Source organism: Tildeniella sp., from assembly GCF_059505325.1.
Genome location: NZ_JCACKI010000003.1, coordinates 47856 through 72244, shown reverse-complemented (window position 1 = coordinate 72244; position 24389 = coordinate 47856). Strand labels below are relative to the sequence as shown.

Here is a 24389-nt window from a genome sequence, read left to right as displayed (position 1 = left end):
TTTCAGATAGCGTCTCAGGCTAACGCCTCAGCGTTGGGATAATTCATTTGGCTGCACTGCAATGGTTAAACCAACGAACTCTAGAAATAGCTCTACCAGCACTGCCAGAACAGGTGCTAAGACGGCTACGCCCAAAGCACCAAAATCAACTGCGGCAACCAACTCTCGTGCGGCTCGAACCGACAGGACGGAGCCAGAAGACTTTGAGGTTGACACAGACCTACTCAGCAATGTCTACAATCAGGTGCGCCGACCGCAGTTGCCCTACGGCATTGTCGTCAATGACAAGCCCGCTGGCATTCTGATTCCGATCGATCAGTTGGAGAAAGCGGGCTGGCTAGCGATACCGGATGAAGATGACCTCACGACCGTTACCTTCACCGAAGATGTGACGGGTCTTTTGATTACGGAAGCCCGGTTGCTCGTGCTGGCATTTGTGCCCGAATACATTCGCTACAAGTCGGATGTGGAAGATTTGGGCGGTACGGTTGTTGGACTCTACGATGAGTACCGCAATAGCCTGGACAAGAAATCGATGGATGTCTGCTCAGAACATGCGCTGTTGTTTCTGGATGAAGATAATCAACCACTGCATACGATGCCGATTGTCGTGCGGTTCAAAAATGTCGCGCTCTGGAGCTTTAAATCAGCCCGTGAGGAGTTCTACCGTGCCCTGGAAAAAACATTCGCTGACTACTTTAATGTGCCTTTCAGCGGCAAGAATGATCGATGGCGGAGTTTGGGAGTGTTGGAGGTGGAGTTCAAAGCCGTCAAGGAAGGGGAGGGCAAGAATAAACACGACTGCTGCAAGACAGTGGCGTATACCAAACCGACGATCGAAACATTGCCTCTCCTTTATTTGGGCACTCCTACGGCAAAGGCGCTGATCTGGCAGCAGCATGATGCGATCGCAGGATTCACGGAACCTCAATCTCTGCCTGCTTTGCCAGGTGAGGTAGAAGCGGTTGAAGTAGAAGTATTGCCGCCTCACAAGAATAGTGCGACTGCTAAAGCCTTGAATACCAAATCTTCTACTAAATCTCCCCGAAAGATCAAACCGATTGAAGAGGATGAAGATTTCCTGGATGAGCTGGAGGAATCGGATGCGGAGCTAGACGATGAGGACTTTGATTTCGATGACGATGGACTGGATGACGACGAGTAATTCAGTCCATCCCTGTGAGATATTCTGAATGAATTTCTGCTGTAGCTGAATTGGCTATAGCAGCTTTTTTTACTTGCTTCTAATGCTGAGTCAAAATTCTTTTTTACTTAGAGTTACTTTCTCTAAAGTCATTCGTCTCCCTAGTAGGCCAAAAAAGACCTTGACTGCTTGACCAGGATACAAGGAGTTAAAATCGATCGCATCTGTACTTGCATCAAGTTTAATATCAAATTCATCATCATGCCCCCCTTCGATATCTCGGGCAGCAGCAAAAGCTAGTCTAGTACTAGTTGATACTTGAATCACACAAGGAGTAAAGCTTTCGAGCAAACTTTCATTACAATCCCTTCCTGCAACATGTCTTTTACCAGGAATAACTTTGGCACGAATGCTTAGTTCAATCTTATAGGTAGCTGATGGTCCAAACTCGTCAGGCTGAAGTTCTATCAGCCCTGTTAGCTTACATTGGTTATTAATTCTAGGTTCAGGAATTTTTACTATTTTTGTTCCACCAAAAGGAAAAGGAATTCTTCTGCTGGTTTCGCAAGAAGTAGAATGATCAACGCCTGTGAAAACTAATCGCCCTGCACTGTCTTCTCCTGAGAAAACGGTCCAGCCAACAACTTGACGATTATCGTTATCGTAGTCATAGTTTGTAAGATCCCATTGAATATATTTTCCTTGAAGCTTTCCATTTGCTTCATTAGAGCGATCTAGTTCATTAGCTCTGTCCAGAGCTTCAATTTCCCACCCGGTGAATGTTCTAGGTAATGAGTCAGCCATAAGGGAATTCCTCCAAGCATAGTTTAAGATTCAATGTTTGTCGCTTGCTCTTCTAACCTTCCCACAAACGAAGATTTACAAGAAAAATATACCCATATGCTGTATAGATATTAGTCGAGCATTAAACTCTGACTTAAGGCACGAAGATGGGAAAAATTAAAATTCCAGGCGTTGCAGAATAGAGGTTATGAATTAGGGAAAATCTCAATGCAATGTCCTGAATGTAAGTCCTCTCATGTGCGTAGGAACGGAAAGAAAAAGGGTAAACAAAATCACATTTGTGTCAATTGTAGTCGCCAATTTATCGATCAGTATGCTCCTCCCAAAGGCTACAGCGATGAGTTCAAACGAGAATGCCTCAAAATGTATGTCAATGGCATGGGTTTTCGGGCGATTGAGCGGGTTAAAGGAGTGCATCATACGACCGTCATCGATTGGGTCGCACAAGTTGGCCAACGGCTTCCAGATACTTATGAGCCTGAAGCAATTCCTGAGGTGGGGGAACTGGATGAGTTGGAAACCTTTGTTGGCTCAAAAAAAAACAAAATTTGGCTGTGGACAGCCGTTAACCACTTCAGTGCTGGCATTTTAGGTTGGGTGTTGGGTGACCACAGTGGAGAAACCTTTAAGCCCTTGTGGGCAATTGTGGGCGCTTGGCAATGCTATTTCTACATCACCGACGGTTGGAGTGTCTATCCAGGATTTATTCCACCGGGAGACCAGATTATTAGCAAAACGTACATGACCCGAGTGGAAGGAGAAAACACCAGATTGCGCCATTATTTAGCGAGACTGCATCGAAAAACCTTGTGCTACTCTAAGTCGGTGGAAATGCTGAAACACTCCATTCGTTTGCTACTCCACTACTTAAAATTTGGGGATGTTCCTGTTCCTGTCTAATTCATACCTTCATCCAGCAACGCCAAATTCCATTTTGGTCAAAGTCACTTCATCTACAATCATGCGTTCTCCAGCCATAGAGAACCAAAGCTGAATTGTCTCTCCAGGATACTGGGAACTGAAATCAATAGCATCTGTAACCGCATCTAATCTAATACTAACCTCGGAATTATCAGGTATTGCTATTTGATCATAGAATTTTGCTCCTAACTTAGTACCTGTACCAGTTTGAATTACAACTGCACAAGGTGTATAGCTTGGAATTCTAAAGATGTCATCACAATCTACCCACGGAAGCGCAGGTGCGTAAGATACGCCAGGAATAATTTTTGCGCGAACCTCCAATCTCAATTTGTATTTGGTTCCTATAGCAAACTGCTCAGGAGGCAGTTTTACCAATCCTCTTACACGACCTCGGTTACTTGGCTCGCGAAATTTATCAGGACGAGGAGGAAGGGGAATCCTGAAAGGACCACGCTGCTGCCTTAGGCAACTAAGCTGATATTGGATGCTTGAAAATATTAAACTTCCTGTACTATCTTCCCCCTGCAAAATTGACTTACCGACAATGCGATGATACTCATCATCAATCATTTCGGCGTTTGTAGTATCCCACGTAATAAATTTACCTTGAAGCTTTCCAATCGCCGCATTAGAGCGATCTATTTCGTTCTCTTTTTCCCGAATCTTGAGCTCCCAGCCAGTAAAAGTGTTGGGAAGTGAATTAGTCATGTTAATTAGCCTTGTTAATGAATCAGTTTAACTGTTGCCTGTTGGGCTTTTTGTCCTCATAAACCCTTCTATAAAATCTGCTCCTGCGTAGCCCGATGCCACAATAGTTAGTAAAAATTGCTGGTCTATTGGTGCGCCAAGCTGGGAGATTGCTCCTAAAGCACCAGCAGTTCCTCCGATTATGAGGCTGAAAATGAGCCTTTTAATTTCAAACCAGTCCTTGAAAGCCTTCTCAGAAAATGAAGCTTCATCACTACTTTTCTTTACTCCTACGATCGCCCTTACAGACTGTCCAACTATTCCTAAAATAATTCCTAACACTACATAAATCAAAGTTTCAGAAGCATTCATGTTGTTTTGTTGATTAGTTGTTTTTTCAGAATCTACTGAAAGTTCATCTGGTTGTAACTCTACAATGGACTCAAATACATCTGCCTCATTTTGAGATAAAGATCCATCTATATCAAGATTGGGGTCTACAATAGCAGTTTCGGATTCTATAGCAGAGTTAAACTCAGATTCTGGATTTAACTGAAATGAGAATCTTTGCAGACCTCGCTCCAGCATCCTTCCAGAAGCCGTTTCTGCTGAAGCTGCACTAAAGGAATTTATCTTCTCCTCAGCAAGACCAAGGCTCGTATCATAGCTAAGCAAAGATTCTGCGTTAGAAAAGATAGGTATCTGGATACGTTGTCCTGTTTGTAGCCCTAACAATTCATTGATAGAACTTTTAACATTATTCTCCCATTCTGAGCGTTTTGAAGGATTGCTGACAATTGCTTGCTCAATCTCAGATATCTTCATCTGCAATCCTTGTACACGCCTAAGTACAAGAACAGGCAAAGTTTCAAACTTCAAGTTATTTTCTGTATCTTGCTGAATCTCTGACAAAGCTTGAGCACTGTATTGTTGTAACTGCGAAATTTCTTCATTACCAAAAATATTTAGGTCTTTCGCCTTTTGAAGAATTTGATCAATGGTTTCTTCCGCTGTACTTGCAAGACCTAGTGCCTCATTCGCCTCCCCTTGGATAATTCGCTCAGATAACTGAGCTTGGACGGATTCTATGGCTCTTTGAAAATTCACGAATTGTTTGTTCTGTTCAATCTCATTCTGAATCTTTGCAATTTGGTTCCTAAGCTCAGTCGTGACTTCACCGAGCTTCTTACTGGTATCGTTAACGTCAATACCTTGAATTCTAAGACTATAAACTTTGGGTAGCGTGTCTAAAGCAGTACAGTTATCTGGTATTTTTTTCAGATTAAGCCCCTGCTCCAACAGTATAATTGCTTTACTGACTAGACTTTCTAACGAGGAAATTAGCTGCTCATGTTGACCACCCAGCGTTTTCCAGGGTTGGTACTCAGATAACATCCTCTGCGTGGAGACTTTAACTCCTTCAATTCTTGGGAGAAATTCCACAGATTCTCTGCCACTCTTGCAAAGCCGAACTTCTGGAGTATTAATCTTTTGAGAGTAGATTTCTAATAGAGAGTCAATAGTGCCTTTTGTTGTCTCAGGAGATAATGCTGTCTTTAAGTCCTGATCAATCCACGTATTCAGGCTGTTCAACTCCCCCTCTTCTTTTGCTAATTCCCTCTGGAAATTGTTGACAAGCTCATTGATAGTCTGCGTTCTAGTTGAGAACTCTGATAGAAACCGTTGAGAGGGAGAACATACACCATTGCTATCCTCTCCTGGCTGCTTCATGAAAATCTGTCGATAAGTTGCACAGGTTTTAGCCAGAGCCATTGTTTTGTGGTTCGGCTTTCCTTGCCCTGACCACTCATTGTCGCCATCAAGAGTTCTAATAAAACCTAACATGGCGTTCTCAGATGGCTCTAGTCGAACATTATCTTTCAAATCACTAAGTAACTGATTGACTCCTGCCGGACTTAGTAATACTAGTTTGCTCATTACAACTGTATTATAAGCAGCAGGAACCTTTCTATAATCAAAATCTTTAGGCTCAGTGTTTGACCAATATTTTGAATGAAATGTTTTCCGATCAATCTTTTCTCCGCTTCCTTTAGTCATAACTTGGTCAAAGTACAAAGCGGGTTTCTGCAAATATTTCTTTAAATCCTCCAAAGACATTCCAGTAGCCTGCTCAAGAATAGAACTATAAAAGTTTTCTTTAAGCTTTTTTATTGGCTCTATTTGCTCTTCAAGCGCATCTTGCACTTTGTCCACTACTCCAGCAAAATCACCGACTACATCAGGGGCACCAGACATTGATAACAAATGCTGATTCAAATAATCTTCAAGAATCTCTTGAGCATCACTAACATTTGTCTTATCTTCAGGATTGAAGAATAAAGCTTTTGCTACCTCATGGCTGGTTTCTGACCATTTCCGCAATCCGTCGTCAATGTCATTACGCCAGTACTCTTGATATGTTGTGGCTAGTCCAACAGTAGCAATAAAAGCCGTTCTCTCTACTTGAATGGCAGCCGCTTGAGCATATAGAGCTGTGGCGCTACATGAGAAGTCTAGTGGTTCACAATCCTCCGCTGCTTTAATCTTCTCGTCATATCGACGGTCATATTCAGACTTTCTCTTGTAGTAAGAATCAATGTTCTGTTGCAACTTGTATCGAAGTGTTGAATAGAGACGAGGTACAGAAGATTCTGTTCCTTTACCACCTTCCCGTAGGTACTTTTTGTCCAAGTCACTTCCGGGTTTAGCGTCTATCATCTTTTGGTAGATAAAATCTTTCACCCCTTCAATGCTTGCACTGAAGTTAGGTCTAGGCATAAGTTTGTCAATATAAGATTCCAATAGAACATGTTTAATAGCATTCGAGGGTGGTGTAGGGGTAAAAGCTCCGCCAGTGAACTTATTCACGAAAGTATGTCCATACATGTCTCCTGCTGCATGGGTCAAGTAACCTGTTGCGAACGCTTTTACAGCAGGAGATCCAGACCTACTCTCATGCCATAGATACTTTAGCCATCCATCGCTACCTTCGGGATTTGCATCAGGATGAATGACTTGCTGACCTGTTAATATATCAGGATAAGCGTCTGGACCGAGTACACCTGCTCTATATTGACTTGGATACCCCTTTAACGCGGAGAGTATTTCCGGATCGATTGGATACGTACCAAGGGTACCTGTTATTTCTCCAGTGTTGTAATTGACACGTTCAATAGTTACTTTTCCATCGTCCTTAGCATCTTTGAGGGCTTGTTCAGCTAAATAAACGTGTGTAGCTGGCTTCCAAGCAAGAGCAGTAGGAGTGTGCCATGTAAACACGATAGTGAATGCAAGTACAGCGGCGGCTATTTTCAGATATGCCTTCTGATAAGGAGCACCTTGAGAATTTCTATGCACGAAAACAACTCCTTATGCCCATTTATTGGCAAATATTTATGTTGGTACCAGTGATGGCGCTGATTTTGCAGGCAAGTTCTTTGATTTGCGCGCTAATCTGATCGTTGGTTTCTTTTAGACGCAGAAATTCTGCATCTAAAAACTGGAGAACTTCCTCAGCCAACTTCATATCTTCGCTAATGAAAGTATTAAGAGACTCCTTAACTTGAGTTACTTTATCTAAGCAGAAAGTTCGGTCTGCTGGATTATCCACAATGCATTTAGAAGCGTCAGGAAGAGCAGCTTCAACATCCTGAATTAGAAGCTCAAAATCTTTAATTTTAATTTCAGTTACATAGATAAGTCCAGGTAAGGCTGCTAGTCTTGTTGATTCAAAATCAGTTAAACCACTTTTACTTTGGAGAATTGTAAGCTCAGATTTCAGATCTCCTAACTCCAATTCTCTATCTTTCTTTTTAGCTTCAAGATTGCCAGAAAGCCGAATCAAAACAATCCATTTTGCAGGAAGTGTACTTGCCTCATCAATTGCTTTAATCTCGTCCTTTCGGGTTTCTACCTGGCGTAAAATGAGATTTACGTATTCTTTGATTGGCTCAATCTCTGGAGTTGTGACGTTAGAAAGAACAGAAAACTCGCAGCCTGGGAACACTTCTCTAGCAGGGCTGTCAATTTTAACGAAGAAATTATAAGTTGCACCAGAATAAGGTATTGATGCTGTGGAAATGCGAGGTATAGTTCCTGTTTGCATTAAAACGTCTACTGTTTGACCATTAATATTGAAGCCAGCAGGAATATTACGAGTGGAGCGACAATTGAAGAAAGTTGAGATTGAGGTTTTGAAGTTTAACGACTTGATGAATGTATTCTGTGTATCAGAAGGATGGTTAGCCTCTAAAGTTTTATTTGGAACAACACATTGGTGGAAGATACCAAACCGTGTTGGCTTGCAATCCCTCTCAGCTTGAAATACTGTAAGAGAAGAGTCTGCGTATGAAGGTAGCAATAGACAAGAAAACAGAACCAAGGACATTGCTAGTATCTTCGTTACTAACAATATCTTCGTTACTAGCACCTTTGCTTTTTTCATTTCAATAATTTTAATTCTTTAAAGTGTAAAGATGATCCAGCCTGTAATTTTATAGATTGCATCCTCCATAACACCCTGTATCCCTCTTTTATCAGCCATTTGCTCAACCGCCCACCATGACTTGCAGGGAGGCTATCACAATCATTCTCCACCAAATAGCTCAAATCCGATGATTTAATAAAACTTCATATAATTGTGGTTCATGCTGTAATACTAACGGGCTACCTATCTACTATCCTCTTTATGAATGACGATTTCAGCGTCTAAATTCAAAACATCTAAATGAGAGTTCTACGCTGCTTGCTTTTTGTTTGAATAAATGTTACGTCCATAATAGGACTACTTAGGCAATAAGCTGAAGAGTTGACTATCAGCAAGCTGGTAGCGATCGCCATTAAAGCAATAATTCAACTGTCGTAAGCGTTCGGCTTTGCCGTCTCGGAGAGAATCGCTCTCCATCTGTAACACCTCCAGACAGGGCAGAGCCTGACTCCGGTTTTCTCCTACTTGGAATAGCGGTTTGTTGGCTGGAAGGTTGGGGTTTAGATAGTTTTGGAACACTTCCACTGCGGGTTGATTATCTCTTAACCAGTAGCCAGCGTAGAGACAGCCCAAGGCTCCACACAGATTGGGAGTATTGAAATTAAACAGGGTTAGTTTGCCTGCTTTTCCGTCTACAGTCCAGGCAAGCAGGTTTTCTTTGGCTTGTGTCATATCCAGATCCGTGTTTGCTTGAATAACTTGTTCTAAAACAGGTTCAGGAACTACTGATGTTGCTTTTTGCCAGGGAACCGTTGCTGCACTAGAACTGCAACCTGCCATGCCAATAAGTACCGGTAACAGCAGAAAAAGGCTAAAACCGATGCGAAACCAGTATCCCACCTGCCATAACCAGTGAGGTGGTGCAGGGATTGTAGATGTGCTCAGTTCCTGCTGCTGAGTTGGAGCCAGTTCTGAAGCTGAATCTGTCATAGCGGGTTTCCTTTTCAACTTGCACTCACTGTTGAACCTGAACATTCGCGGGAACCGTAATGCCCAACTGCCGCAGCGCCCAGACTTCCTCTGCAAACCAGGTAGGATTTTGAGTTGAGGCTGCGCCCTGGTTGACCTGCTGCTGAAAACGCTCTTTACCAAGCCGTTGAATCTCTCGCCGGAATCGTGCCAGCGTCAATTGTTGAGCAACGGACTGGGGCACAACACTAGCAAAGGGAACGCGATCGCCCATCGGGTTAAAAAACACTTCCTCGCAGCGTCCATTCGTAACCGCGATAATCAAATTAGTCGGCGGTTGGCTGTTTTCGGTGTGAGTTGCTAGTAAGTAATAGTCTTTGCCCTGTGATCGACTAGAGCCGATCAGTTCACTCCGAACAATGGGCTGTCGAGTTTGTTGAGGAATACAACGACTGACGGCTTCTGGGATTCTAGGGGTTTGAGCATCAAGTGGAAGATACCCTAACCCTATGGTGAGCAGCATACCCACCGCTAAAGGTAGCCAGAAGGTTGCAGTCAAGCGTCTGCCAATGGATCTCAGTGAAAATCGCTGCTGGGGTTGCATGGTTGATTCCTCCTTAGAATTGAACTCGCTGTCTGGGATTGATGGAAGAGCCGCTGCGCCAGTTGCCGGGGGTAGCACCTTCAATCACTTCAAAGTGGAGGTGGGGTCCGGTGCCCAAGCCACTTTGTCCACTGCGAGCGATCGCCTGCCCCTGCCGAACAGCCGTGCCAGTGCTCACGTCCATTGAATCCAGGTGGGCATAGAGCGTCATCCTGCCATTGGCATGTTCCACAATCATGGTCTTGCCATAGCCCGAAAGCCAACCTGCGTAAAGAACCTTGCCACCATCAGCCGCTCGAACCGGTGTCCCGATCGGTGCGCCAATATCAATGCCAGCGTGATTGGAGCTACAACTGGCACAAGGACTGGAGCGAGAACCAAACTCACTGGTCACTGGAAAGCCTGGAGCAGGGTTAGTTAGCTTTCCGGTGACTTGTCCGGGTGTCCCACTGTTCGAGGCTGTATCATTGCTTTTCGTTCCAGAGGCATTAGCGGTTGTCCGGGTAGCGCTGGGAGCACAGGTGAGTGTGCCATTGCCACCGTTGCGATAGCGAGTCACAGCAGCGCGACCGTAATCTCGTAGACTCAGACGACCCAAGGCATCGGAACTTCCCCCATCCACACGGCTGTAATCGCCACCGAAATGTTTTTGGGCAACTCGTTCTAAGAGGCGATCGCCCGTAAAGGGTTGCCCTGTCGTTGGATCAATCTGTCCTCGCGTCACCTGAATTTTATTGGCAAGGTCTGCCATAAAGGCACGATCCTGATCAGCAGGTGGAAAAAATTGAAACAGTTCTGCTTCAGTAGGTTGGTAACCCTGTCCAATGCGATTTAAGAATCCCTGCCCACCTGGCTTTGCAGCAATTAACTGGACTGCATAAGGGTTGTAGCTCATGAACTGGTAGCGACCTAACCCCCGTCCACAATTGCTTCCGCCATCCGCACATGTATGAACTCCGACTGCCTGGTAACCGCCACTTCCAGCACTTTCGATGCTGGCGATCGACTCTGCCAGTGCGTTTAGATCAATGCCTTGTAGGGACTGCGCTGATACAGGTTGACTACTGCCGCTGAAGGTACAGGGATTGCCCTCATTTTGATTTCCAGCGCCAGTTCGGCTACTTCCGGACTCTCGGCTAGCCCCAGTGGGTTGAGAGGCAGCGGCAGCTCGTTGATCACTCAAATCGCCCACAAACATCAAGGCATTAACTTTGTAGCTGAAGAACGGCACTGGACCAATGAAGTAGGGTGTACAGCCCAGTGCGTTGGCGCAGAAGCGGAAGAATAGGGCGGTGTCTAGGGTGTCCGTAGTTTCGTCTGGCTCCATCACCACAACTTTGAAAGCAGAACCGAAGGGCAAGCGTCCCGTAGGTTCTCGACCACCATCCACCGATCGCAAAACGCCCCAACCACCCTGAACTTCCTGATATTTTCCTGAAATCCATTGCTTTCCTTCCAGCCTGCCACGCGAGCTACGTCCAGCGTTCTCCAGATCATCCAGTTCAACATAGGCGCAATCCGTTTCAGCACAGGGCACAGAAAAGCCCTGAACATCAGAGCCAGAAATGGTGTTGTTGCGTTGTGCCTCTGCTGGACCATATACCTGATCGATCCGCATGACTAGACTACCCAGTTCAGCGATCGGGTTGGGCATTGATCCTAACGGCACCTGACCCAACCCTGGAATACCTTTCACAAAGCTGTTCATCCAGCCCTCAAATTGTTGGAGCTGAACGGCTTCCAGGTTGGGAATGGAGCTGACAGGAAAGCGAGAAAGATCAATCTCCTTTAAGCGTAGCTGTCCAATCTGGGGATTTTGTGCCAGCACTTCAGCCAGGGTTTGATCAGAGACATTAATGCCGACGGCTTTGGCAGCGAGAAGAGCCGCGACAGGGGCGATCGCCCGGACATTAGTTTGTGCCAGCCCCGGCACCACTTTTGTTAAATGGCTCAGGGTTTGATCGGCTGCCAGCGTAAACGCACTCAGAGCCACTTGATTGAGATCGAGGTTGGTGAGGTGGGCGATCGCCCCTGGCGAAAAGACTTCTGCCTGAAATGCCTGCGAGATATCCCCCAGCTTCAAATACTGATCGGGAGTCATGCCAGCACTCCAACGACGGCTCAGGTCGTACCCTAACGCTTGGCTGTAGGGCTTGTCATCGATCGAGCCAGAGCGACTAATACCCGGCATCTGCGATAAAGAGATCCGGTTCCAGTCGGGCAACAAAACTTGCGTTGCAGGCAATCCAGATTGACTCCCTGCAATTTCTAGCATGCGCGTGGGTAGGCTGCCGTCGTCGATCGTGCGAGCAGATGCAGGTGAAATAAGTCCGCAAAGGCCAATGACAATCAAGCACAGCGAAATGATCCATGCCAGAACACGCTGCCTTTTGAAGCCGTCTGGCATTCTCAGTGGGGTATTCATGACATCAGGCAGGGTTGAGGGGATTAAAGCTCCAGTTCGGGTGCAGAAAAGGTACGCTCTGTTTTCGGCTGATAAGCGGAACCCTTGCCATAGCCCTTTAAGTGAGGGTTGGGGTTGGCGGCTGATTCTGAGTAGGGTGTATCGCCAAAATTTTGTTCAAAGATGTTTTCCTGATATCCATCACTGAAGTGATCGGTTTGCCAGGGATTCGTGCTTGCCCCAGTGATTGATTGTTCGCCACCAACGACAGAGGTTTGATAACCACCCGTTTGGTAACCGCTACTACTGTCAGGATTGGCATTGAAATCGGGGGTTGATTCAGTGTTCATCGCGCAAGCATCCATACGAAACGATATGCTTGCCAGCCTATAAAGCCAGACCTGGGAGTGACCTCAACCAGGTGGATAACAACGCTCCAGCCAATTGGCTGTTTGTAGGGACATTCCTACAGGAGGCTTGCGCTGTGGATCAACTGAGTTTTATTCCCGAAGAGTTGGTGCGAACCCTGCAACAAGGGAAAGATGCTGCCAACCCAGACACCCGTTGCTCATCTAGCACCCTGGAAATGTTGCGCCTTTTGGCATCCCTTGATGTTCCTAGAGAACTGCTAGCGTGCATGTTGGAAATGGCAGAGTTTTCCATGCATCACGTTCGTTATTTAGCTGGACCGCTGGTGCTGCATCGTAGTTCATGGGGTGATGCCACTCCAGGTTGGTTAAAGGTTGCCTGTGTGCAAGATCGGTTTGAACTTATCCTTTCCGAGTATGAACAGGAGCAAGTTGGAGATTATGCTACACCGACGGAAGTATTAGCTTATATGATGCCTGCAACGATGGAAGCGCCGATGCATCGAAATTATGTTGATCTCTATCTTTGGTCGGGAAATGAGGTCATGAAAAAACACAATCGGTTGCCCGAAAACGCAACCAGTTTTTATGAGTTGATTGGTGGGCATCCGATTGCATTCAGCACAGTCAGAGATGATTTCCAAGATCTGAGTCGATCGATTCGTCAAAGTGTGGTGAAGCACGCGGCTCAACAGGGATGGGGGAAACGGCGCAATCGGGCAAAGGTAGAAGCAAGCTCGGTTGACCCAGCTCAAGTATCCGATCAGCCAGAACAGGTCAGTTTGTTCTGAATCATGAGCGATACCGGAGATGGTTGGTGCTACCGCCCCTTTAAGCCAGTCCTCCAGCCATTTCCGCTTATGCCTGCCTCCCAAACTCACCCTCATTTGAAAGATGGAACCTATCAACTGATTACGTCGGGGAAAGAACTCGAATCGGCACTGCGTTGGTGTAGCCCCTCCGGAGGAAAATCGCTAGAACAGTCTCCCATATTTGGATTGGACTGCGAGACAACAGGGTTAGATCCTCACATTCATACGATTCGGCTCATTCAGCTTGCAGTCCCCGATCAGCCAGTGATGCTCATTGATTTACCCCAGATTGCTCCCTGCGATCGCCACCCACTCCAACAGCTCCTCTCCAGCCCTGTGCTTAAGATTACTCACAACGGCAAATTTGACTGGCAGTTCCTTGCCCAGGCAGGACTCCAACCCGCGCCTCCATTCTTCGATACACAACTTGCCTATCGAGTGCTGACAGCAGGACTGAAAACCATTCTCTCGTTGCAGACGCTTGCTCAAAAGCTATTGAATATAGAGCTGGATAAAACCCAACAGGTCAGTGATTGGAGCAAGCCCCTGACTTCAAAGCAGTTACAGTATGCGGCGTTGGATGCAGCAATTTTGTTAAAGTTGTATCCGATTCTAATTAAGAAGTTAGAGCGATCGCACCTGCTCAAAATTGCCCAATTGGAGTTTCACTGTATGCCTGCGGTGGCTCAGATGGAGCTGAATGGGATGTTGCTGGATCTCTCCCGATGGAAAAGTTTGGGGGCAAAGCTAGAGAGCGATCGGGATGCAGCACTTCAGCAGCTCAGCCAACTCCGGATCGCTGGTAACGCTCAGATGTCTTTGCTACCAGAGATGACGGATACGATTAACCCAAACTCTCCCCAACAGGTGCTTGCAGCGCTTCAGGTATTGGGCATGCCAGTCAACTCGACCAATCAAAAGGAGCTGGTTCCCCTAGCGAAACAGTATCCTGTGATCCGAGCGTTGTTGGACTACCGCCACCTCTCCAAAATTACTGCTACCTTTGCCGATAGCCTGCCCAAGCACATCCATCCCGTAACAGCCAGGATTCACCCGACCTACTATCAGCTTGGAGCCAGGTCTGGTCGGTTCTCTTGCCGTAACCCGCCCCTGCAAACCATTCCTCGTGATGCTGCTGCCCGAACTTGTTTTGTCGCTGCACCGGGTTATCAGATCGTGCAAGCGGACTATTCTCAGATTGAGCTGAGGATTGTTGCCCGCTTGAGTGGCGATGCTCAGATGCAACGAGCGTATCGTAAAGGTGAGGATCTGCACCGATTAACAGCAGCTTTGGTGACTGGAAACGCGATCGACGCGGTGAGTGAGGAAGATCGACGGCTTGCCAAAGCCATCAACTTTGGGCTGATCTATGGTATGGGTGCTGCCAAACTTCAGAGCTATGCTGAGATGAAGTATGGAGTTACTTTGTCGTTGGAGGAGGCAAAGGCATTCCGAAAACGATTCTTTGAAGCCTACACCGGAGTAGCAGAGTGGCATGAGACGATCAAGCGCAGTTACATCCGAGGAACGAAGGAGAGCCGTACACTGGCAGGACGGCGGCGCAGGTGGGCAGATAAACCCAGGCTGGCGGAGTTGCTGAACCATCCAGTCCAGGGATTGAATGCTGACATCACGAAATTGGCGTTAGTGAAACTCAACAAAGTACTGACAGAGACAGGAGCAAAGCTGATTTGCACAGTTCATGATGAGATTCTGCTGGAGTGTCCTGTTGTTGAGGCAAAGCACATTAGTTATCTCTTACGTCGCTGCATGGTTGCAGCAGCTCGGAAGTTTCTGCGTCCGATCCCAGTGGTCGTGGACATCAAAGTTTCATCTAGTTGGGGTGGCGATGAGGCTTAGGGAATAGTTTTGCCTTTATAACGAGCCAAATTTTCCCTAACCAAAAGCAGTACGGGTGAATCTGGACTTAGGGAATAAAAACAAGCTAAAGATCTCTAAGTATTCCCTAAGCAGATTTTGCGAGATCAGGGGTGGGAGATGCCAAAGCGGAGCAAAGCAGGGCAATTGATTCAGGAACTCCAGGATTGGAGTGATGAAGAGCTAGGGGATCTGGCTGAAATGATTCAGGGGCTATTGGAGTCACGCCGGGAGGAGGCAGAGGAGAAAACCCAGGAGACTCGTGAGGATGGCACACCGCTGGGGAAACACGGGGGACGAGGACATATTGAGCTGAAGATGATTCCTGACTCTAGGACGGGTAAAGCTTATGGACCTTACCGTTATCTGCGCTACTGGGGAGTGACGAAGAAGGGGACGATGGGGTTGAAAAGCGTGTACCTGGGTAGAGGGGATCGCTAATTAAGTAGAAAGGCGCTGTAAAACTCAACCATGTAAACGAATGTAAAGTACTCAAACGCCTGCTAGCAGATAATTGACTCTTGTTTACATGCTGTTACATAGCTCACTTTAATCCCGCCTACCTACTTACTATAAATTTATATAGTCAGATAGAAAAACTCATAGTCAGCTATATTTATGTAGTGTATTCAGGATATTTGCCTCGTAATCTGATTGAGGGTTAACTGTTCTAACCAACGGTGGTATTCAGAACTAATCTGCACGCGCCTATTAAACTAGTAGAGAGCTTACCAAATGGCAGATGCTCCAAAAATTCTTTCGTCTGATGATTTCAGGGTGGCTATTACTGATCCCGCTCGCTTCTTTGGTCGCAGTAATTTAATTGCAGTAGTACTTAGGTCTCCTTTTCAAGTTCGTATTCTACTTGGTGGAAGACGAATTGGCAAAACTAGTACCTTACGAGCTTTAGAATGGAACTTATTTGAATCAGCCTCCCGTGAACCTCGCCAAGCATTTCCTGTTTATTTAAGTTTACAAGTAGAACAGCCCAAAAGTCTGGGCAATTTTCGATACCTCTTAATTGCTCGTTTAAGAGAAGCAATAGAACGATGGCAAAACGTCTCAGGAACAACCATTCGTGAAATGTATCGCCAGTTTCTTAGACAGGTTAGCAGTGGCGAGGTAACTGCTAGTTTTTTGTCAGCCATCAACACTAAACTAAGTATCAGTGACCTAGATCAAGATAGACAGTTAACTCATGATGATTTCCGAACGGCGCTCCTTAAAACTATTGAAGAACTTTACAAATGGAAGTTTGAAGGGATTTGTTTCCTGTTGGATGAATCAGAATATATTGTGCAGCAGGATTGGGCGAATGATGCTTGGAGTTATATCCGAGGTTTGAAGGATACTGACACTGCTCTCAAACCATTTCTTGGTTTTCTCCTATCAGGTTATCGTGATCTGGAAAAGTACCAACAGCAAATAGGTTCTCCACTGTTAAATATTGCCGATATTGAGTGGCTAACAGTACTAACTGATGCGGAAGCGGAGCAATTAATTTCCTATCGAAGTCAGGAAGTAGGAGTTTCCCTTGGTAGTCAGATTGAAACTGTTATGAAATGGACAGGCGGACATCCATATCTTATTCAGGAAGTTCTTAGCACTATTTTCGATAACTTTCAAATAAATAAGGTTGCTGATTTAGATGGATTACTGGAACATTGCCTCAGCTTATTTCAGCGAGAATTCTCCAGATGGTGGGGAGAAGACCAGAACACTGACGGTTTTGGTGAAATTGAACGCTCAATTTACTACGCTTTGATAACATACCGTGAGGCAAACGTTGAGGATTTGGCACAGTTTACTGGCTTAGGTTTACATTTAGTAGAAAAAGCCTTGAATGTGCTGGCAGGAAGTGGTGTTATCCAATGGCTAAATGAGGGAAACTGCACCATTGGCGCAACACTTTTCGAGAAATGGGTCGCGCAGAAGCTATTTAAGCCCTTGTTAACAGTTGTGCGACCATTTTTGGAGCAAGCAGGGGCAACAACAAATCCGCTAGGCGAGAGATGTCTACAGGTTATGACTATTCAAGGTAAACTTAAACCTTATGCACCATTGCCAGTCTTGCTTGCCATTGACAAGCCAAATGATCGAGATATCGTTGAACTGTTCCAATACGCCGTCCAATTGGTAAGAAACCGCCAAAAGCAAGTTGGAGTTTTTATTTATCGTGAATTACCAGACGCGTTGTTTCGGGTGCGGATGGCTGAGGTTCGATTGCGCGATCATTTTATTCTCATTCCGCTTTCTTTAGCTGAAGTGGAAAAGGCGCTAGTTGGAAGCGCGAGTCGTGGACTGATAGCTAAGTACGCAGAGCGTTACTTACCAGGTTCTGATCTCTTTGATGATCGCAATGCTATTAGCGATACACTTGCTTTCTTTGGACGAGCTAAGCTTCTAGAAACTCTAACAGAAAACCTACAACGTAATCAGAGCATTGGTCTCTTTGGATTACGTAAATCGGGAAAAACCTCGGTCATAAGACAATTAGAATTTGCATTACGGCAATATCCACATCCAGTTGTGCAAATTGATCTTCAACGCTATGGTGACAAACTTCGCTTCGGATCTGAATTATTTAATGAAATTCTTCAACAACTCACCAGACTCGCCAGTAGCTCTGTTTTCATTCAAGTGAATGATAATAAAGTTTTCTCTAATAACCAAGAACAACCGAAGAAGCCAATTGTAACACCACTAAAAATTCCACTGCTGCCCTGTGAAGCTCCGGCAGCAGAATTGACCAATGAATTTATCAGGCAAGTCTCACAACTAGTAAATGTCCTTAAAGAAGTAGGATATCGATTACCTATCATCTGTTTTTTGGATGAAATAGAACAAATTCTACCTCGTTCAATAGATTCGTTTGAGAAAGCAGAAGAATTTAATGCTTTCTTTAGAGGATTACGGGTGTTAAGTCAGGAGCAGGAACAGCTAGCCCTTCTTGTTGCTGACGTTCACCCTGATTGCAACCGGATTAATCACTGGACACAATCAGACGCTCTAAATAATCCTGTTTATAATTTCTTCAAGGAGACTTTTCTACTACCCTTCTTACCGGATGATACAACAACGATGCTGACTGATATCGGACAAATGATGGGACAAAGGTTTGACCAAGAGGTACTGGCAGCAATTCATAAACAAAGCGGTGGACATCCTTTTCTTGCACGACAGCTAGCTAGTTTACTCTGCACTAAAATTACAACAGAGGCAGGCGAATCAATTACTTGGTCAAAAGCACAACGATATTTGAAGAATCCTTTTACCTACTCAGGTGTACTTAAGGAATATTTTAGACAGAACATTTGGGCTGATTTGGAAAAGCGAAAATTTATATCTGCAATGACAATTCTAAATGTGCTTGCCTGCAATAGTAACTTAAATCAGGGGATAGCTTGGGAGGTTCTTCTTATGAAGCTAAAGCACAAATTTTCTGAAGATCAATGTTTGGATGCTCTTCTATGGCTAGAAAGTGTTGGTTTAATTAGCTTAACTGAAGTAGAGGATGAAAATTACTATTGTCTACAAGTTCCACTCTTATCAAGATGGCTTCAAATGCAACTCAGAGAAGAGGAAATACTTCAATGGCAGATAAATTAAAAGATCGTCCATTCGATAATTTTAAGGCAGCAGTTACTGATCCTCCACACTTCTTCGGACGCAATAAGCTAATTGAGGAGGTGCAGCAGTTTCCTTTTCGAATTCGTGTCCTACTAGGGGGAAAGCGAATTGGAAAAACTAGCACTTTGCGTGCTTTAGAGTGGAACCTGCTTGAGCCTGCACCCAATAAATCTCGTCGAGCATTTCCAGTTTTTATTAGTCTTCGATACGAACGCCCTAACAGTTTAGATAATCTGCGTTATCTTATGATTGATCAGTTGCGGAACGCTATTGATCGGTGGCAGAAGACTCCAGGCTTGGTTCTCCGAGAAAAGTATCAGCAGTTTCTGAATCAGTTCGAGAGTGGTGAGGTAACTATTAGTTTTCTAACGGCAATCAATGCAAAAGTTAAGATCAATAATCTTGGCCGTGAGCACCTTTTGGACAAAACTGATTTCCAAAAAGCCTTATCCAAGACAATCATTGATCTTCAAAAGTGGGACTTTGAAGGAGTTTGCTTTCTATTTGATGAAGCTGTATATCTTGTACGTGAAGGTTGGGCAAACAGTGCCTTGAGCTACTTTCGAAGCATAAAAGATGATGACATGGAACTTAGTCCACTGTTTGGTCTCGTTTTGTCTGGCTATCGTGCATTGAAGAACTATCAACAAGAAGTAGGTTCACCGTTGTATGGTTTTGCTGATTTTCCTTGGCTAGGGGCATTAGAAGATTCTGAAGCAAAACAGTTAATTATCCACCGGATACAAGAGCAACAATTTTTTCTCAATGACTCAGTTAACACTATCATGCAATGGACAGGAAATCATCCTTACCTAACTCAACAAATGCTGAACTCAATTTTTGACATTTATCAGACAAATGCAAAAATGAATTGGGAAGCTTTATTTCATAAATTAATCCGGCAACATGATGTTGACTTTAGTGTCTGGTGGAACAAAAATCAACAGTCCGACGGTTTCAGTGATGCTGAGCGCTTGGTTTACGAAGCTCTAATTAAGAATCGTCGAGGAACTATTAAGGAGATGTTAAAGCTAGTAAATTTGAGCGAAAGTGAGGTTGAAGATGCTTTAGTAGTACTTTCTGGTACTGGTGTAATCCAAAGACTAGATGAAGAGTGCTACTCTATTGGCTCACTTCTTTTTGAAACATGGGTAAAACAGCAGAAAAAGTGAGTATATGGTGGAAGCCTAGTTAATATCATACGCTTTCAATTTTACTTGTAATGTCTAATTGCTACTCAAACAACTCTCGAGGAACGTAAGCAAATCTTGATCGATCGCCTCCACTCGCAGGTCTCGCATACGTCGCCTGATTCCGAATTGCCTGCATCTGTTCCGATTCCCGCTCCATCGCTGGGGTAAACTGCTGCCGCTGTGCCAACAAAGCCTCCAATTCAATTTGCCCCGGTTTGCCTTTGTAAAACGCCTCCTCTGCACAACGCTGCACCGCATTCCCAATCTCAGCAGGGGTACAGATTCGATACTCCGTCAACAGTCTGCGCCACTGGTCATCTGTCCAGGGTGATTGACTATTCCCTCGAAATGCTGGAAAGTACTTTGCCAGATGTAGATTGAACACCTCATACCTGGCTCCCTCATGGGGCAGATCGATAAAGAAAATGTCATCAAACCGACGTACCAGTTCGGGTGGTAGCATTCCGAGACGATTGACGGTTGCGATCGTGTAGATCGGTTCCTGGTGTTCCTGCATCCAGGTCAGCAAAGCCGCCGACAGACGACGGGCGATCCCACCATCAGCATTCGAGTCCCAGCCAGCAAAGCCCTTATCAAAATCGTCCCAATAGAGGACACAAGGAGCCAGGGACGTGACCACAGCAATAAACTCCTTCAAAGCGCGATCGGGGTTTGGGCTACTCAGGAGAATGCCCCAATTTGCCGCCAGCAAAGGTAACCCCATCTTCTTAGCCGCCAGTTTGGCAGAGAGGCTCTTGCCTGTACCGGGTGGTCCCCACAGCACCATCCCCGTAGGCAAGCTCAGCCCATATTGTTGAGCTTCGGGTCGAAGCAGAGAAGCGATCGCCTCCAACCGCCGCTCCAATAAATCCAATCCAGCAGCAGTGGGCACATCTGGTTCTGCAATATACTCCAGCCCCCGCCCTCGCAGCTTGTTAATTTTATGATCCAGAATCAATTGAATCAGTTGCTCCGAAGAATCCGCAAACGTCAGAAGTCTGTCCAGCACCATTTCAATCTCACCCACTGGCAATCCCTGACAAGCCGTAATCAATCGTTGCTGAGCTTCAGAGTCATCCTTGCCAATCCAGGGATGCTGGTTACAGAACTGAGACACGAGTCCTTCGGAGAGCTTCGCTAACGCTTGCACCTGTTGGCGATCGGGCATTGCATGAGACAGCACTGAAATAAACGGCTGAAGCTCCAATGGTAATTGAACGTAGGTTTCTAGCAAAACCCAATAATGAGGCAACGAATTCCAGAGCGATTGGTGGTAAGCATTCAAGAGTTGGTAGCAACGTTGCTGGCTCATCTCTGCCACAGTGCTATTCAAAACCCCTTCCAGAAGGTAAATGCCGGGTTCCGGCTGGTCTAGCAAGGATTGGAGGATGTCTTGCTCTATCGTTTGCGTTGTGGGTTGCAAAATCAGTCTCCCGTGCAGTTCTACCAACTGCTGAAGTGTTGAGTAACCAGGGTTCCAGACATAGACTGTTAGTGATCGCGCCTTACCCCATTGATAAAACTGGCTCAACACCGCCATTCGATCCGGAGTCTGATATTCCAGCGCCACGATCGGAGCGTTCTGCTCGATCAGTTTTATCCAATCCTGCAACTGTCGCATGATCTCAAACTGTAAGGGTTTCCACTGGTTGTAACGAAACAAAAACACTCCTTACCTCAGTCAAATGGACACTTTTGCCCAACACTGTTATGGAGTGCTATTCAAAACATTGTGGTGTTTGGAGATTGTTAAATGGAGCGCACTAAAATCCTTGAAGTTCCTGCCCCTAAGTTTGACCTCTATGAACTGGTAACTCTCTATTGGAATAACCGAGAACAGCCCACCCGAATTGTCCAACGGTGGCTCAACATCGATGAATCTGACCAGGGAGGCTGGTGGTACAAGGTTGCAGAAGATGAGCAGCTCTATCCAGAATCGGTACTCGCACCCCGTAATGATTGAATAATGGTTTTCAAATGGAGGGAAATGCCGCTAATGCGGCGAGGGAGGGAAATCCTCAAATTTGGGAGTTTATGAAATGGCAATGACCACAAAACCTCGCACCCCCAACGGCACTCGCAATGGTGCCACCTCCAAAACGGCTAAACCTAACGGTACAGCCTCAGCCACTAAAGCCAAAGCACCAACGGTTGATGGACCCCCGGAAACTAACGCATCAGCACTGCTCAAAGAATTGCGGAACTTGGTGTTCAAGGAGTACGGCGTGAAGCTGCAACTCCGGGATGCTCGTGTCTCTACCAAAATTGGGCATGCGACTCGCGAAAAGCTTGGGCTTGACATTGCCGCTCAGGTGAAGAAGAAGGGTGGTAACAAAAAGTTCGACTGGCAGCGATGGAATACGAAGGTGTTCCCGCGACTATTCGGACAACCCGATGCGCTGAAGTACGCGCCAGAAGTGGTGGCGATCCTTATGAGCCTGCTGTATGACACCGTTCGTACTGATCCAGAGCAAGCTGTTGCAGACCTGGTGGAATTCAACCGGGCATCGCTGGAGCGCCGCAACTCTTTCCAAGCGGAGCAGGATGATGACTTGGATGATGAACTGGATGACGATCTCGATGATGACTTGGATGATGAACTGGACGATGAAGCCAGTGATGAACTGGACGATGACTTGGATGACGAGTTAGATGAGGATCTAGACGAAGAAGAAGACGAATAACGCATTCGGTCTTGCTCACTGCCTGATTGCTTGCCCTGCATTAGTTCGGCTGATGCAGGGTTCTTTTTTCCCGCCCACCTCCCACGCACGCTGAAGCTAAAGGCAGTAGCAACTGCGGAAGGAATGAAAGCTCGGACTGCGCGAAGCAGGCATCTGTCGATGCGATCGCTGTGAGAAATCCAACTCATTCATAAAGGAGCAATTCTCATGGTTACTGCAACTGCAACACGCAAAGCTACAAAAAACACTGCACACAAGGTACCGAAGCACACACCTGCTTTACAACGGGTAATTCCCTATCAGGAGAAAGTTCGACTGATGGTGATTGAAGTGCTAAGGGAAGAGTCTGGACGAGAGCTGGCAGCATCTGCTCGTTTCACCGGACAGGAGTTCGATTGGGAACAGCACAATGCCCAGTTCCGTAAAGACTATGCCGAAACGTTACTCCGGGATCTGTTGACTTATGCTCGCAAGCTCTACGGATTGCAAAATCTGGATGAAGTGCGCGATCGCCGTGCTGCCCACAAAGCTACTCGCACGGGACGCTTGAATGCGCTCAACGGCTTGAGTACAACGGATGACTTGGATACGGATGAAGAGTTTGAAGTTGATCTGGAAGAAGACATCAACCTGGATGACTAATTCTTGAGCAGGTTCGGAGGCTACCACTCAAACCCCGGCGATGAGTCGGGGTTTTTCATTACCGCCCGCCCACCCACGTAGAATGGGGTTTAACCATTGTCCAAGATCGCTTGGACAATTAATTTATTCCTAAAAATTTTATTCGCTCACATCTGTAGGATCTGCGATGCTTGCACCGCGCTTCGCGTTCGCCTCTGCTGCCAGAGCATTTAGCTCCACCTCTAGCTGCTCAATACTGGGCAAACTTCTCTGTAATGGTTCTGGTAACGTGTCCTTCAGTCGGTAGGTTGCCACTCCCACCGGGTGTTGGATGTACCGCAATGCATATTCCACCGTTGCCTTATTTTTAGACTTGCACAAGACAATCCCAATCGTTGGATGATCCATCTCACTCCGCAACAAATCATCCACAGCAGCAATATAGAAGCTCATCTTGCCTGAAAATTCAGGTTCAAACTCAACCATCTTCAGGTCAATCACCACATAGCAGTGTAGTTTGACGTGGTAGAAAAGCAGGTCGAGTTTATACTCCTTGCCGCCGACCTCAAGCGAATACTGGCTACCCAGGAAGGAAAAGCCCACACCCAGTTCCAGCAAAAAATCTCGAATTCGATCCACCAGTGCCCGTTCAAAATCTCGCTCTTGAGCGGCTTCTGCCAGTTCCAGAAACTCAAAATTGTAGGGACTTTTCAGGATCTGGCGGGCTAGGTCTGACTGGCTTTGAGGTAGCGTATGGTCAAAATTATTAACGGCATTCCCCACTCGCTGATGCAAACCGCTTTCAATCTGATGCACTAGGGCACTGCGGCTCCAGCCATGTTCGATCGTCTTCTGGGCATACCACAGTCGTTCCTCATTGCCTTTGAGCTTATCCAGCAGCGCAATGTTGTGATACCAGGTAATTTGGCCCATGACTGCTTGAATTACCGTTTCATCCGGAAAGGCTTGGGCAAAGGCTCTCATATAGAGCAGATTAGAGCGGGAGAAGCCCTTAATCTCTGGAAAAGCGTGTTTTAGGTCTTTAGATAGGCGTTCAATGACTTTGGCTCCCCACCCTTCCTGCTGCTGCTTGGCAAGAATAGCACGCCCAATCCTCCAGTACAGAGTCACGAGTTCCCGGTTGACTGCGGTCGCTGCCCGCAGTTGAGCACTCTGAATCCATGCTTTGAGGTCATCCAGAAAGCGATCATAGCTATCTGACGACAGGTTGCTTGCCATTC

The 24389-nt window shown here is 45.9% G+C and carries 20 protein-coding genes; 10 read left to right on the top strand and 10 right to left on the bottom strand.

Annotated elements, in window-relative coordinates; translation table 11 throughout:
• Positions 1 to 61 precede the first annotated feature (61 nt).
• Entirely contained in the window at positions 62 to 1165 is a 1104-nt protein-coding gene (locus AC5JO6_RS01190; RefSeq protein ID WP_496079206.1) for a DUF5895 domain-containing protein, read from the top strand.
• A gap of 90 nt (positions 1166 to 1255) precedes the next feature.
• Here AC5JO6_RS01190 and AC5JO6_RS01185 read toward each other — a convergent pair whose 3' ends face one another.
• Positions 1256 to 1948 carry a hypothetical protein gene (locus tag AC5JO6_RS01185; RefSeq protein ID WP_496079205.1) on the bottom strand — a complete coding sequence of 231 codons (693 nt, stop codon included), beginning with the start codon at positions 1946 to 1948 and terminating at the stop codon, positions 1256 to 1258.
• 207 nt (positions 1949 to 2155) lie between these two features.
• Here AC5JO6_RS01185 and AC5JO6_RS01180 point away from each other — a divergent pair, with 207 nt between their 5' ends.
• Positions 2156 to 2848: an IS1 family transposase gene (locus AC5JO6_RS01180; protein ID WP_496079204.1), complete on the top strand. Its 693-nt coding sequence runs from the start codon at positions 2156 to 2158 to the stop codon at positions 2846 to 2848.
• A gap of 9 nt (positions 2849 to 2857) precedes the next feature.
• On the opposite strand, the gene AC5JO6_RS01175 is transcribed toward AC5JO6_RS01180, so the two are convergent.
• The 7 genes from AC5JO6_RS01175 to AC5JO6_RS01145 all read right to left on the bottom strand — a co-directional run bounded on the left by AC5JO6_RS01175 (position 2858) and on the right by AC5JO6_RS01145 (position 12312).
• Positions 2858 to 3580, bottom strand: coding sequence for a hypothetical protein (locus tag AC5JO6_RS01175; RefSeq protein WP_496079203.1), 723 nt, complete (start codon positions 3578 to 3580; stop codon positions 2858 to 2860).
• A 27-nt stretch (positions 3581 to 3607) separates the two neighbouring features.
• Entirely contained in the window at positions 3608 to 6916 is a 3309-nt protein-coding gene (locus tag AC5JO6_RS01170; protein ID WP_496079202.1) for a zinc dependent phospholipase C family protein, read from the bottom strand.
• Between the two features lie 22 nt (positions 6917 to 6938).
• Positions 6939 to 7946: a hypothetical protein gene (locus AC5JO6_RS01165; protein WP_496079201.1), complete on the bottom strand. Its 1008-nt coding sequence runs from the start codon at positions 7944 to 7946 to the stop codon at positions 6939 to 6941.
• 396 nt (positions 7947 to 8342) lie between these two features.
• The gene (locus AC5JO6_RS01160; protein WP_496079200.1) at positions 8343 to 8975 is read right to left on the bottom strand and encodes a hypothetical protein; all 633 of its coding nucleotides are present in this window, start codon (positions 8973 to 8975) and stop codon (positions 8343 to 8345) included.
• Between the two features lie 25 nt (positions 8976 to 9000).
• Positions 9001 to 9558, bottom strand: coding sequence for a hypothetical protein (locus tag AC5JO6_RS01155; RefSeq protein WP_496079199.1), 558 nt, complete (start codon positions 9556 to 9558; stop codon positions 9001 to 9003).
• Positions 9559 to 9571: 13 nt separating this feature from the next.
• Positions 9572 to 11983, bottom strand: coding sequence for a M23 family metallopeptidase (locus AC5JO6_RS01150; protein ID WP_496079198.1), 2412 nt, complete (start codon positions 11981 to 11983; stop codon positions 9572 to 9574).
• A gap of 23 nt (positions 11984 to 12006) precedes the next feature.
• Positions 12007 to 12312, bottom strand: coding sequence for a hypothetical protein (locus AC5JO6_RS01145; RefSeq protein ID WP_496079197.1), 306 nt, complete (start codon positions 12310 to 12312; stop codon positions 12007 to 12009).
• 29 nt (positions 12313 to 12341) lie between these two features.
• On the opposite strand from AC5JO6_RS01145, the gene AC5JO6_RS01140 reads away from it, so the two are divergent.
• From AC5JO6_RS01140 to AC5JO6_RS01120, 5 genes are all read left to right on the top strand, one after another.
• The gene (locus AC5JO6_RS01140) at positions 12342 to 13121 is read left to right on the top strand and encodes a hypothetical protein (protein ID WP_496079196.1); all 780 of its coding nucleotides are present in this window, start codon (positions 12342 to 12344) and stop codon (positions 13119 to 13121) included.
• A 3-nt stretch (positions 13122 to 13124) separates the two neighbouring features.
• Positions 13125 to 15002, top strand: coding sequence for a bifunctional 3'-5' exonuclease/DNA polymerase (locus AC5JO6_RS01135; protein WP_496079195.1), 1878 nt, complete (start codon positions 13125 to 13127; stop codon positions 15000 to 15002).
• A gap of 138 nt (positions 15003 to 15140) precedes the next feature.
• Positions 15141 to 15461 (top strand): hypothetical protein, encoded by a 321-nt coding sequence (locus AC5JO6_RS01130; protein ID WP_496079194.1) that lies wholly within the window; start codon positions 15141 to 15143, stop codon positions 15459 to 15461.
• Positions 15462 to 15755: 294 nt separating this feature from the next.
• Complete coding sequence (locus AC5JO6_RS01125; RefSeq protein ID WP_496079193.1) at positions 15756 to 18629, top strand: hypothetical protein; 2874 nt, start codon at positions 15756 to 15758, stop codon at positions 18627 to 18629.
• Positions 18614 to 19822 (top strand): ATP-binding protein, encoded by a 1209-nt coding sequence (locus AC5JO6_RS01120; RefSeq protein ID WP_496079192.1) that lies wholly within the window; start codon positions 18614 to 18616, stop codon positions 19820 to 19822. The genes AC5JO6_RS01125 and AC5JO6_RS01120 overlap by 16 nt, the downstream gene beginning before the upstream one ends.
• A gap of 61 nt (positions 19823 to 19883) precedes the next feature.
• Here AC5JO6_RS01120 and AC5JO6_RS01115 read toward each other — a convergent pair whose 3' ends face one another.
• Positions 19884 to 21512, bottom strand: coding sequence for an AAA family ATPase (locus AC5JO6_RS01115; protein ID WP_496079191.1), 1629 nt, complete (start codon positions 21510 to 21512; stop codon positions 19884 to 19886).
• 84 nt (positions 21513 to 21596) lie between these two features.
• Between AC5JO6_RS01115 and AC5JO6_RS01110 the strand changes: the two genes are divergently transcribed.
• From AC5JO6_RS01110 to AC5JO6_RS01100, 3 genes are all read left to right on the top strand, one after another.
• Positions 21597 to 21806, top strand: a complete 210-nt coding sequence (locus tag AC5JO6_RS01110; protein ID WP_496079190.1) for a hypothetical protein — start codon at positions 21597 to 21599, stop codon at positions 21804 to 21806.
• A gap of 82 nt (positions 21807 to 21888) precedes the next feature.
• Positions 21889 to 22527 carry a primosomal protein gene (locus tag AC5JO6_RS01105; RefSeq protein WP_496079189.1) on the top strand — a complete coding sequence of 213 codons (639 nt, stop codon included), beginning with the start codon at positions 21889 to 21891 and terminating at the stop codon, positions 22525 to 22527.
• A gap of 207 nt (positions 22528 to 22734) precedes the next feature.
• Entirely contained in the window at positions 22735 to 23169 is a 435-nt protein-coding gene (locus AC5JO6_RS01100) for a hypothetical protein (protein ID WP_496079188.1), read from the top strand.
• 138 nt (positions 23170 to 23307) lie between these two features.
• Here AC5JO6_RS01100 and AC5JO6_RS01095 read toward each other — a convergent pair whose 3' ends face one another.
• Positions 23308 to 24387 (bottom strand): PDDEXK nuclease domain-containing protein, encoded by a 1080-nt coding sequence (locus AC5JO6_RS01095; RefSeq protein WP_496079187.1) that lies wholly within the window; start codon positions 24385 to 24387, stop codon positions 23308 to 23310.
• Positions 24388 to 24389: the final 2 nt, after the last annotated feature.